The sequence below is a fragment of the Shewanella sp. MM_2022_3 genome, from assembly GCF_022557375.1.
Lineage (GTDB): Bacteria > Pseudomonadota > Gammaproteobacteria > Enterobacterales > Shewanellaceae > Shewanella > Shewanella xiamenensis.
The window spans coordinates 37,469-44,896 of record NZ_JAKZGV010000036.1; the positions used below are offsets into that span (position 1 = coordinate 37,469).

Below are 7,428 nucleotides of genomic sequence, written 5' to 3' on the forward strand. Positions count from 1 at the left end.
TGTGCCGGGGACAAGTTAGACTCGAGTCGAACTAGATTTTCTGTGCGCTCAGACCTTTACCATCGATAATGGCTTGGGCTTGAGTGACATAGGTTAAGGCTGCATCGAGACGTTTCAGTGAGTAAGTTGGGCCGTGCGCACCCCATGAGCCGTCAGCCTTGATCAGGCGAACAACATCTTGGGCTTTGTCGGTCAACATCAGCACTTGAGTCTTGTCTTCTACCGACAGCTTGGTGACTTCTAACAGCTTGTCGATACGGGCAAGGGCTTGTTCTACTTGGGCAAAAGTTTCTTTAACTGGTTTTTGCCACTTTTGAACTTCACCGTAGATTTCCATCTGGTCTTCAAAGTGCAGACCCACTTCAAGTTCAGATTGGAACTGGCTGTGACAACCTTTGTTTTCCACTACATCGTGGTCTGAAGCCGAAGTACGGGCACAGGTCCACATCAAGTCGAGGTAGTTGTAGCCGTTTTCATCTTTCGCCACAGTCCAACCTTTGGTCGTCGCATCGCGAGACTTACCTTCTGGTGGGTTAAGGGTCTTACGCAGTGGATCGACATCAATCTTCCACATGTGTGACTTACGAACGTTGTCGAAGCCCGCCATATCTGGGAATTGGATCGCAGTGAAGTTTTCACAGCTTCCCATGTTTGGCATGTGACAGCTTTGACAAGTTTGGTTGCTGTGGGTGTTAGTGTTCTTAGCAATCTCGGCTTGAGCCGTATGACACTCAGTACACTCTTTGATGATTTTTGGTTTAGTAATGCCTGACTTCCAATCACCATCGGTCACTTCGTGAGGATCGTGACAGGTTGAACAACGCATGCCTTTGTCATAGTGAGCAGAGGCAAACATTTGTGAACCTTCAGTACCGCAAGATGGGCAAGAAGATTTCATCTTCACGTTGAAGGCATATTCCAGCTTCTCTTTACCCTGCGGCGTTTCAGCTAACTCTTCAACAAAGTTGAAGCGTTGGTGACAACGTTCACAGTTAGATGGCATACCGCCACCAATACCGCCGTCTAAGTGGCCGCCTGCGCCATGACACTCTTCACAGGTAATCCCTTTAGAAATCGTGTGTTTTTGCAGCTCTTTCGGGTTACCTAAAGCAGCAAAGAATTCATCTTTCGTTTGGAAGTCAAACTTGAAGCTATGGCACATTTCGCAATAGGAGCTAGCAGGTTGGAATAGGAATTCCTTCTCATACTTAGCACCGTATGAGCTCATGCCCCATTGGTGTGAACCGCTGGTACCAAAATCTTCCATTTTGACGGGGAAACTTGGAATAGCTTTGTTAATTTTTGCAGCCATTTCAGGAGTTAACCACTCAGCCCAACCGCGGGAGAATTGGTTACCACCAGCGACCATAGTACCAGTGCCATCTTTCAACAGACCGTCTTTCACATGGTAAGTACCGCGCACTAGGTAGGCGTCGATAAAACCATATTTAGTACGTGGCGTACCCACAGTCGCGTAGATAGCGTCTGGCGTAATACCCGATGGCAGAATCGTGGTATCTTTGGTGGTATACATGGTTTTTTTCAGGTCGTTATCGACTTCTGGATGTTCGCCAGGGAAGCGAATCGTCTTAGAGTGACGTGAACGTCTCCATTTTTCGTATTGCGGCCCATGACACTCACCGCATTTTTCTGGGCCCACAAACTTGTTAGGGAAATCTAAAATCGATTTTGCCCCTAAACGGTATTGCAGTGCTTTTGGACGCTGACCATCGTTATAAGAGCTATAACGTACAGCGGTGCCATCGGTTGAGTTCACTTCTTTACTGTGTTTACTGTAAGCAACACTGTCACCACCGTGTAAATATTCTTCACCACGGTCACTGACTTTATAAGTGCCTTTTAAACGACCTTCTGCGTCATATTTAAAAACTGGGTGATTTTCAAATAGAAAATCAAACAATTCTTGCTCTTGAACAATATAATCCTGCAGTGTTTTAACACCACGGGATTTCTCCATTAAATTTTCATTTAAATTGGGGTTAGCCAAGATATCTTGAGTATAGTGAGTTTGTTGTTTATTACCCACACCAGGGACCACTTTACCATCCGATTTAGCATCGGATGCGATTGTGGTAGCGCTTACGGCAGAACCTAAACAAAACAGCACGCCTAAGGCTGTTTTGGTTTTCCATCGCTTCATCATTCACTCCTAATTTATCATTAGTTTTATATTTTCCACTGAACCTAACTGTTCACTGAACGACATAAACAATTGACCAGTGACGGCATAATGAATGAGAGAAAAAGCAAAAAATCTGCGCTAGAGCACATTAAATTTTGATTCAGAAATCAATAGAGCTAAAAATCAAAAAATACAAACAAATCATAAACTTGATAAAATTTTATTAGTGATTTTTTAGATTTTAAATCTGTTTTTTTACATCTAAAAAAACCTAAAAACAGCTTTGATTTTTCAAAAAGAACCAAAGCCACAAATGACGATTTTAATACCGAGACAGATCACATTCCTTCCGTTAAAACTCAGTTACCCTGCAAGCCAATCGTGGAATGGGTAAAGACTTCACATCTAACTTACCTAGATAAAAACAAATAAGTCTGTACCGATTAACCGCTAAAAAGTAACCTCTCATTAATTTCAGTATTAATGTAAATCGATAACTAATGCCATGCAGGAAATATCAATGATAAATATGATTCCAGAAATAGGGCACATATTGCTAATCATGAGCACTGTTTTTGCATTATTGTCGGCAACGAATCATTTAATTGGTAGCTATCGGAATAACGTTTACCTAATCCACTTTGGCAATAAATTATTTTACGCACTATTTATTACCTTATTTGCCGCACTGTGTAGCTTAATATTTAGCTTTATTAGCGATGATTTTTCAGTCGCCTATGTTGCCAACCATTCTAATAGTCAACTCGCTGTGGGCTATAAAATTGCGGCCGTGTGGGGCAGCCATGAAGGCTCAATGTTATTTTGGGTGTTCGCCATTGCCCTGTGGGGCGCAGTGATCAATTGGCGCCAAGCAACGAATAAGGTTAATCTCGATAGTGCCAGTTTACAGGCTGATAAGGCTTACTTTGGCCGAGTCCTCGCAATTTTGGCCTTAGTGATCCTCGGCTTTAATTTGTTTTTACTCTTTACCTCCAATCCCTTTGCCCGCTTGCTACCAAATATTCCAGTCGAAGGGCGCGACCTTAACCCCATATTGCAGGACATAGGCTTAATACTGCATCCACCTATGCTGTTTTTGGGATATGTCGGGCTAACGGTTTGCTTTGCCGCAGCACTGGCATCGTTACTGGGAGGAAAGTTACCGACTCGCCACCTCGAATACATGCGCCCTTGGGTGCTATTGGCGTGGATTTTCCTCACAGGGGGCAATGCCTTTGGTTCTTGGTGGGCTTATAACGAACTGGGCTGGGGCGGTTGGTGGTTTTGGGATCCCGTTGAAAACGCGTCATTTATTCCTTGGCTGGTCGCAACCGCGTTGGTGCATTCTTTAGTGCTCACCCGAAAAACACAGGGCTTTACCCTTACCACACTGTTTTTATGTTTATTAGCATTCTCCCTCAGTTTGTTAGGCAGCTTTTTGGTGCGTTCCGGTATCGTGCAATCGGTACATGCCTTTGCTGCTGACCCAACCAGAGGTATGTCAATCCTATGTTTATTAGTGCTTTTTGTTGGTGCGGCCCTATTTATTTTTGCGATAAAAGCCCCCGCACTGAGACGAGAAGTCACCCATGCGCTATTAAGCAAAGAGACCTTTTTACTGCTTGGGGTGATAGTGCTGGTAGTCGCGGCTTTTTCCGTACTACTTGGCACCTTTTATCCCCTGATATATGAGCTGTTAAACCTAGGTACTTTGTCGGTGGGCGCACCTTATTTTAATGCGATTTTTGTCCCATTGACCTTTATCGCTGTCGTCTTAATGGGCCTCGCCCCGCTACTCAATTGGGGGCAATCCACCCACAAACCACTCAAGGTATTGGCTGTCCCCACTGTAGCCATTGCCATTATTGCAACAGTGCTGGGTTATCAAGCTAAAGGCGATGGCGCATTATTCCTCGTTCTTGGCAGTGCCAGCGCGTTATTTTTATTGTTATGCCTTGGTTTGAGTCTAAAGATGATACTCAAGCCACCACGCGGCGCCCCAGAACGCTTACCCACAGCACGACCAATCCAGCCGTCAGCATCAAAGCGCGCAAGGGTCGCCATGATGCTCGGACACTTCGGGGTTGTAGTGACGATTATCGGCGCAACATCGGTGTCTTTTTTCGAACAGGAAGCCCTGCTACGAATGGGGCCAGGCCAGGGTAAACCGTTAGCGAATTATGTGCTGGTGTATGAGAGTACCGAGCAAGTTGAGAGCCAAAGTTTTACTGCTATTCAAGCCAATATCAGTGTACGCGATGCCAAGCAGGACGATCGAGTACTGGGCTATATCCAACCACAAAGACAAACCTTTAAAAGCAATGGTATGGAAATGTCCCACGCGGGCATCGACCACGGTTTTTGGCGCGATATTTACGTCTCAATGGGACTGCAACTGAGCGACACTGAGTACCTGATCCGCATTAGCTATAAACCATTGGCGACTTGGATTTGGCTAGGCGCCATGTTGATGATGCTCGCAGGAGCAATCGCTGCGTGGCCCGTCAGACAAGTTCGCCATGTCGAACACACAGAAGCACTGAGGGCAGCAGGCACCCCTCAGCTAGGGAGACTGTAACCCCATGAATCCATTATTTCGCTCCCCCTATTTGAGTTTATTGTTTTGGTTGTTGTCACTCATCCTCTGTTTTGGCGGGACAACCTTTCTCGCGACGGCACAGGAAAGCTCGGATATGGGCACATCCTATCAGCAACAGGCAATAGCGATCAGCAAAGTACTGCGTTGCCCAATGGCGACCAACCAAACCTTATTCGAGTCACAGGCACCTATCGCCCATGAGCTCAAGGGGCAAATTTTTTCGCTGCTTGAACAAGGCTATAAACGGGATGAGATCCTCGATTTTATGGTACAGCGCTACGGTGAAAAAATCCGTTATCAGCCAGAATTAAAACCCTCAACACTGGCGCTTTGGCTAGGCCCGCTGGCGTTATTAATCATAGGGTTAGGCTTAGGTCTTTCCCTGATAAAACGCAAGTCACCTTCCGCTAACAACGCGACTCGCTCAGTTTGAATATAAGGATAAACCCATGAAATCATCCACAGCCAAGCTCACCCTCCTTTGCACTTCATTGCTGCTGAGCTGCGTCGTGCAGGCCCATTCTCTGCAAAACAAACTCTATGACACTGGCGAAGCAATTCCAAAACCACGAGTCATGACGGGTTTTATTGAGATGCAACATGCCCGCGGGATACCCGAAGTGCCTTTTATGGATGAAGCAGGGCAAGCACAAAGCCTCAAACAACATCAAGGTAAGCTTACGCTAGTAAACCTCTGGGCAACCTGGTGTGTCCCTTGTTTAAGGGAAATCCCCGAGCTGCAAAAATTACAACAGCAATTTGCCGATAAAAAAATCGCTATTGTGCCAATTTCAATTGATGAAGAGATAAAAGAAGTACGCCCGTTTCTTAATCAGCATGGTTTTAATCAATACAGCACTTGGCTCGACCCCAACAAAAATATCGAGCAGATCATTCCTGCCAATGTGGTTCCTGCGACTTATTTATTTGATGCAAAAGGTAATCTTGTTGGATTTGTTCGTGGCTATTTAGATTGGTCTGACAAAGAGGTTGCCCCTTATTTGGATAAGCTGATCGCCAAATACGCGCAATAAGCCGTTAACCCAGCGGTCAATGACGAGGTCTTTAGTGACTTAGTCCGTGCCTGTTAATCAAATCTCCATTCGGTGTCCACCCTAATCTTTGCCGAAACCCGCTGCTCCCCGATTTGGCAGCGGGTATTTTTTACTTCAAGGCCAGCACACTTTGTATTCTGCGCCACCTTTCTTTAGAATTGCCGCAGTTATCCATAAATCGATTTCACCAATCTATTTGTAAAACCTATTGATAAAATCTAAGGCACTCCGATGAAACTCAGCTGTTTAACTCAACCTATTTATGACCACTTGTATCGTGATATCAGTGAGTTTCGCAGTACCTTCGACCTCGCCGTCAACGATGCCAGCTCATTTGATGATAAGGCTGACACCTTACATACTTCGCTGATTATTGAAGAGTTAACTGAACTTGCCGAAGCCGATAGCCGTATCGAACAAGCCGATGCCATTGTCGATTCAGTGTATGTGTTGATGGGGCGTTTAGTGCACTTAGGCGCCGAGCACATGCATGACAAATTAGAAATCAGCTACCTTATCGACTTGCTGCTGTGTGTCGCCAAAAACCGTGAAATTGACTTTATCGCCTGCTGGGACGAAGTCCATTCTAGCAATATGAGCAAAGTGTGCCGCAACGAGCAAGAGCTAGCCGAAACCATTGCTTTTTATGCCGAGCAAGGCGTTGACATCGTCGGCAGTAAAAAGGGCGAATTTATCATCGCCAAATGTGCTAAAGATGTAGAAATGGCCGGTAAAGTCGTGCGCCAAGGCAAGGTACTGAAATCCGTTTATTACCGCCCAGCGGATTTAACTCAGTTAGTAAAAGCGTAAAACCGCAAACCTAGGCTGCACAGCATGCAGCCTAGGCATCTCCCCTTAGTCCGACGTATCTTGCTCAGCATCCTTTCGGTATTCCAAAATATCCCCCGGCTGACAGGCTAAGTATTCACAGATACTCGCCAAGGTATCAAAACGCACCCCTTTGACTTTGCCCCGCTTAAGCAAGGACAAGTTAGCCTCGGTAATGCCTACTGCCTTGGCAAGCTCTTTAGAACTCACCTTTCGCATCGCCATCATGACGTCTAAATTAACGATAATATTCAAGATCAAACAAACTCTTTGTTTTCCGCCTCGTAATCGCGGGCGGCTTTAAGCAAATACACGATAAGCAACATCAATAAAATCGTGGTGATATTGCCAAAATCAAGCACTAATTCGATGCGACCATCCTCAAAAAATGACTGATGATAATAGCCTATGCCTAAGTTTTGTAGCATTTCAAACACTAAAGCGGCGGCTTTCAGCCATACGAGCCACAAGTAACATTTCATACTCTCATCACTGAAAAATAACCCCCGTTGATAGCAGGATAAGAGCCGTTGTAGCCAATAAACACCGACTAAAAATGAGATAAATAATGGGGTTAGCATGACGATCAACAGGTTTCGGTTAGCGTTCGGCAAGTTCCACAGTTCGAGGAACTGGGAATTACTGGTATTGAAGCGGATCTCATCATAGGCCCAATAGCTATAAAGCAGATGGGCGATAATCGCCACAGCAGACAAGAGCACCAGCCAGCGACAAAAGCCACTGATTTTTATTAATTTTTTAAAATTTTGATTCATCCACTCACCCAAACATCATCCCAAGCC

The 7,428-nt window shown here is 45.3% G+C and carries 7 protein-coding genes; 4 read left to right on the forward strand and 3 right to left on the reverse strand.

Going from position 1 to position 7,428, the window contains the following annotated elements:
* Positions 1-31 precede the first annotated feature (31 nt).
* Complete coding sequence (sirA, locus tag MMG82_RS15865; RefSeq protein WP_037413884.1) at positions 32-2,161, reverse strand: dissimilatory sulfite reductase SirA; 2,130 nt, start codon at positions 2,159-2,161, stop codon at positions 32-34.
* Positions 2,162-2,663: 502 nt separating this feature from the next.
* Here sirA and MMG82_RS15870 point away from each other — a divergent pair.
* The 4 genes from MMG82_RS15870 to MMG82_RS15885 all read left to right on the forward strand — a co-directional run bounded on the left by MMG82_RS15870 (position 2,664) and on the right by MMG82_RS15885 (position 6,607).
* Positions 2,664-4,721 carry a heme lyase CcmF/NrfE family subunit gene (locus MMG82_RS15870; RefSeq protein ID WP_047537512.1) on the forward strand — a complete coding sequence of 686 codons (2,058 nt, stop codon included), beginning with the start codon at positions 2,664-2,666 and terminating at the stop codon, positions 4,719-4,721.
* Between the two features lie 4 nt (positions 4,722-4,725).
* Positions 4,726-5,175 (forward strand): cytochrome c-type biogenesis protein, encoded by a 450-nt coding sequence (locus tag MMG82_RS15875; RefSeq protein WP_069453715.1) that lies wholly within the window; start codon positions 4,726-4,728, stop codon positions 5,173-5,175.
* Between the two features lie 16 nt (positions 5,176-5,191).
* Positions 5,192-5,776, forward strand: coding sequence for a TlpA disulfide reductase family protein (locus MMG82_RS15880; protein ID WP_037413878.1), 585 nt, complete (start codon positions 5,192-5,194; stop codon positions 5,774-5,776).
* A gap of 252 nt (positions 5,777-6,028) precedes the next feature.
* The gene (locus tag MMG82_RS15885; RefSeq protein ID WP_241407088.1) at positions 6,029-6,607 is read left to right on the forward strand and encodes a nucleoside triphosphate pyrophosphohydrolase family protein; all 579 of its coding nucleotides are present in this window, start codon (positions 6,029-6,031) and stop codon (positions 6,605-6,607) included.
* A 45-nt stretch (positions 6,608-6,652) separates the two neighbouring features.
* Here MMG82_RS15885 and MMG82_RS15890 read toward each other — a convergent pair whose 3' ends face one another.
* Together MMG82_RS15890 and MMG82_RS15895 are read right to left on the reverse strand one after the other, a co-directional pair.
* Complete coding sequence (locus tag MMG82_RS15890; RefSeq protein WP_039978987.1) at positions 6,653-6,880, reverse strand: helix-turn-helix transcriptional regulator; 228 nt, start codon at positions 6,878-6,880, stop codon at positions 6,653-6,655.
* A gap of 2 nt (positions 6,881-6,882) precedes the next feature.
* Positions 6,883-7,401: a DUF2975 domain-containing protein gene (locus tag MMG82_RS15895; protein WP_069453716.1), complete on the reverse strand. Its 519-nt coding sequence runs from the start codon at positions 7,399-7,401 to the stop codon at positions 6,883-6,885.
* Positions 7,402-7,428 lie beyond the last annotated feature (27 nt).